Source organism: Streptococcus sp. HMSC034E03 (assembly GCF_001811505.1).
In the GTDB taxonomy this organism is placed as follows: Bacteria; Bacillota; Bacilli; order Lactobacillales; family Streptococcaceae; genus Streptococcus.
Map to the genome: position 1 here is coordinate 11,791 of NZ_KV805004.1, position 4,787 is coordinate 16,577.

Annotated in this window: 2 protein-coding genes; one reads left to right on the top strand and one right to left on the bottom strand. The window is 36.9% G+C overall.

Going from position 1 to position 4,787, the window contains the following annotated elements:
- Positions 1 to 204 (top strand): transposase (locus HMPREF2805_RS10390; RefSeq protein WP_148131654.1); only part of this gene is annotated, 204 nt, incomplete at its 5' end.
- 50 nt (positions 205 to 254) lie between these two features.
- On the opposite strand, the gene HMPREF2805_RS10395 is transcribed toward HMPREF2805_RS10390, so the two are convergent.
- Positions 255 to 4,787: ZmpA/ZmpB/ZmpC family metallo-endopeptidase (locus tag HMPREF2805_RS10395; protein WP_148131653.1), on the bottom strand; the 4,533-nt coding region annotated here is incomplete at its 5' end.

Here is a 4,787-nt window from a genome sequence, read left to right on the forward strand (position 1 = left end):
ACCTTTCTAAAGGACAAAGAGAAAATTGTCAACGCTCTTCAACTACCCTATTCTAACGCCAAACTGGAAGCCACTAATAATCTAATCAAACTTATTAAACGCAATGCCTTTGGTTTTCAGAACTTTGAAAACTTCAAAAAACGCATTTTTATCGCTCTGAACATCAAAAAAGAAAGGACGAAATTTGTCCTTTCTCGAGATTAGCTTTTCTTCAACCCACTACAGTTGACAAAGAGCCAAAAAACTTGTCCCTTTTATATTTTAAACAATGGATTTAAGAAACCATCTGTGTTTTGTAATAATTTCTTATAAACTTTCCACTTGAGGCCTTCGGTATGCTTGAAACTACCTTCTTTCAAGTCTTTCTCAACAGCAGTGTTAAATAAGTTTTGAAGTTGAGCGTAAGTTGAAATCTTAGAACCGTCTACTTCAATCTCAACAAAGCCTTTCTGTGCTTTCGCATACACTTCATGATACCAATGTTTCTTCCACTCTTCGAGGTTTTGGAATTGATTATTAGAAACTTTCTTGATAATGAAATCATCACCTAAAAGCCCTTTATTTTCTCTGTTGGCATCACCTTTTAACTTGTTAGAAACATAAGGGATAAAGCCATTCTCATAACCATAGTACCCCCACATACGGAAAGTATTGTGTTTAAAGGAAATAGAACCTACGGTGCTTCGACTCGTATTCCCGCCAAAGATACCTGCCATCATATTGACCGTTTGATAAGCACTATCAAAACCTTCCGTACGGAAGCGACCGTTATTTGGCATACCATGAAGAGTTACAAAGTTATTATCTACCAACTTGTCAATGCTATCAATTGGTAATTTCTTCTCTTCTTCCGTCAAATCACGTAATTTGTCCCACTGGTGTGGTTCTCCAATTAAACGATTTCTATCCGCATTTGTACGCCACTCTTTATCCATCTTCTTGAACCACTTAGAGTTATCAGATAACTTCTGCTTAATAACGGCAGTAGCTTCTAAGTAATCTAACATCATCATAGACTCATTGTAGTTTTTCATATAACTATCAATCTTGTCTCGACTGTCTAACTTAGCTGGATCATAATTGTAGTACTGCTCACCATCATTTTTACGCTCATAAGCCATGTTGATACCCAGAGCTTTATACTCACTATTCGGAGTAGATTTATCAGGGGTTTGTAACATACCTTGAGCAAAGGCTTCTAAGTCAGTACCTTCACGATGCCAATCTCCACCATAGTAAGCCATACGGTCGTTTATGTGAGTTGTTTCATGTGTAAAGGCTGAAATACCAAACTGACTAATCATGTCAGTTACCATGAAGTAAACCTGATCATCTTTCCATGGACGTTCATAAATTTTTGCCATCGCTCCCATCGCTCCGTTAACTTGATGCCAACGATCAGTTGGGCCAAATAGCTCTCGAATAGGAGTTGCAACCTTGCCATCTGAACCATAACCACGGCGACTAGCATTCTTAATACCGCTATAATTTTGATTATCCCAAACAGGCGTTGGTACGGAGTTTTGACTCTTCAAGAGCTGATTACGAACTTTTGGTAAAGCTAAACGAGACCAAAAGTCTAAATATCTTTGTTGAGCTTTCGCTACTTTGTTTATCTCCTCTTTGAAAGCATTTCGTTCTTCTTCCGTATTCTTCCCATATTTTTCAAAAGAACTGAATGCCAACGTGTTGTAAGTAGAAATGACAAAAATATGTGCTTTCTTCAAGTTGAGTAACGGTAAAATCATGCGACTATGCACGTCATTGTTCAAACCGTCATAGATACGATGGCGCTTGTCTTTGAAATCCTCTGTAGTCGTCTCAGGCTCAGAAACATAAACGTTCTTTGCAGCATGAATAAACCAGTCATTTAAGTCGGTGTACTTAGTGAATAAACGCATGTTATAGCCTAACAAGCCATTTAATTCACCTTTTCCAATAGTACCACCAATAACTTCACGATAAGCTTCTAAACTTCTATCTCCTTTTAAATTCTTTTCTGCTGAACCTATACGAATCAAGAAATCTAAAATACTTGGTGTTTTACCATAAAAGTCTGGTTTAAACATCATCAAATGCTTAAAGTTCAAGCCATCATAGTCGATACCATAATAACGATTTAGATAAGTCAAGGCTAATATAATCTTAGCTTTATTATCTTCAACTTTCTTGAGAAGCGCCTTCTCAGCCACTTCATCACTGTTCAGTTGATGGTCTTCATTTTCTAACAAGGACTTCACTAACTTATCTAACGTCTCTCTAACCTCAGCGAAGCTTTCTTCTAGGTATAGAGATGAAGGGTTATTTGTAATAGCTTTAACCTCAGCAGAGTCTAAAGCAACAGAACTCAACTTCTCTTTAACTTTCGTAATCAAGGAATCTCTGTTCTTATCAACCATATTAGGAGTGTAAACTACACCTAAACCATCTACATTATATTCTTTGACTTGTTTTACCTTAGAGTCCGAAACCGCAGATACCCCAAATTCTTCTTTGGTTCCATCGGCATAGTGAATCATGATTTTATCCACACTTGATAAATCAGTGACAAATTGCCCTGCTTTCATACCTGTTACAGACAGAACAGTTTTCTTAACAAGATTGGAATCATCTGTTAACTTATTCCCTTGGTTTACAATCCACTCTTTGTTATAAAATGGTTGCAGTTTTTCCAAGTTTCGATAAGCTAGGTTTCTTGTTTCTTGGTAGTCCTGAATCGCTTTATATTCAGAATCTCTATCAACGATACGATTTAACTTGTTTACAACTGGATCTTGAATAGCGAAGGTATTCGCAGTAATCCCCATATTAGCGATTTTGGCGTCTGCTTCGGCTTGAGAGATACCAGTAATACGATTTGAATGCTTGTAGGAAGATAAACCACTTGCAACACCATTTACATAATTTACACGTTTGATATTATCTAATCCAAAATATTGGTCATTATCATTCAAGGCTGGTGAACCATAGACAATTTCACCATTATTTACTTTAAGCATTGTTACGACGTCTTCAATAACACCCCAGTTAAAGTTGTTATGAATTACACCTCCACTTTCGCCATGCTGAATCAAATTCATAGTACCTTTTATTACAGCATTTCGGAGAAATCCTTTTTTACCTACTGTCATCGAGTCAATACCATGATCTAGTTTACCAATTAAACCACCAGATTTAGATTTATTGGCACTAATCTTAGCATCAACGTAAGCTTTATCAACGTTACTTATCCAACTTTCGCTGACAAGTCCACCAGACCACCAGCCTTTATCTCCAAGACTGTTAATCTTGCCAATAAAAGCTACATTGCGCATATTAGCTTCGTCTAACTTATTAACAGCACCGGTTACATCGTTATTTCCTGTTACTGAACCTACTACTTTGATATTCTCAAGTGTAGACTTCTTAAACATATTACCAATAGGTGCAACTTTATCAGCCCAAGGCATGTTTATATTTACATTACCTAAGTTAAAGTTTTTGAGTGTAGCACCTTCAGCCTCATTAAACAAAGGTCTTTCTAAGTTATGAATCGTGTACTGATGATTCTCTACACTTGATAAAGTACCTCTAAACTTAGCCATAACATAAGCTTTACCTGCTGGCTTAACGTTAACTGCATTCAAATCTGCACCAAGTTTAAACTCACCGGTAGGATTTGCTTGCATGTCTTTTGCTAAATCATGGAAGTTGTAATAAACCTTATCCTCGGTAGCCCTCGGTTTTTCAAGATAATAAGTGTAAGTATCTCTTAACTTACCGTCTTTATCACGTTGAACTAAGTCAGGTGCTTTTGCCGTTATCTTGTAAAGCTGCTTACCTTCCTCAATGACCTCTTCAATCTTATCAATTGCTAAACGAGTCACTTTGTTTTCTCTGGAGGTTACTTTTAAGTAATAGTTGTTAACATTACTTGGAAGAGAGGTTAAATGATTACTATCGCTTTCGACACCGCTTTCGTTTACTTGTACGAGACTGGTATTTGCAATATCTTTCAACTCAACTTTCTTTAAATCTAAGCGTAAAGGTTTATCTTCCAAAGTCGATACTTCTGCACCCTTACCTACATCATAAGTCATAGTGGTTGAAATCGTATAATCTTTGTAATAGTCTAAGTTCTCTAATACTTGAGATAAGTTATCGGTTTTTAAATCAAGCGTTTTTACAATTTTTCCACCTTCTTTGATAGTCGCTACAATGCGTGTAATTGTAGCATTGTCTTGATTTTCTAGATTGTAGTTAATTGTAGCAGACTTAGCTAAAACATCCTTAGATACAGTGGTCAGAGTCAAAACAGGAGCCGTTTTTTCTTTGGGCTTTTCTTTGGTACCTTTTACAAGAATTTCAGGCTTCATTTCTTTCAAAATAGTTACTGTTTCAACTGGGTCACTGATTTTTTTGCCATGTAACTCTTCATAGCTAGTAACAATTTGACGTTCTCCATCCTCACCAACTTGTTTAATAGAATCATCACCTATAAATTTGCTAGAATCAGATTCTTCTGTGATAGTTTTAGGAATAGTCTCTGTACGAATATCAGTATGTAAAGCAGGAAGCTCTTCTCTCTCTGGAGCAACGTCAGGAACTGTAGCTAGTGGATCGGTATACTCTGAGATTTCAATAACCGGCGGATCAATTACGTTTCCTGTTTCATCTACTCCTGTTGTACCTACAGATTCCGTGTATTCTGACTTCTCGGACTTGGGTGCTTCTTCTGGAACTGTGCCTACCGGTTCAGTGTATGCTGGTTTTTCATGAACTTCCGGCTCGCCTTTGTCAGTCACAAT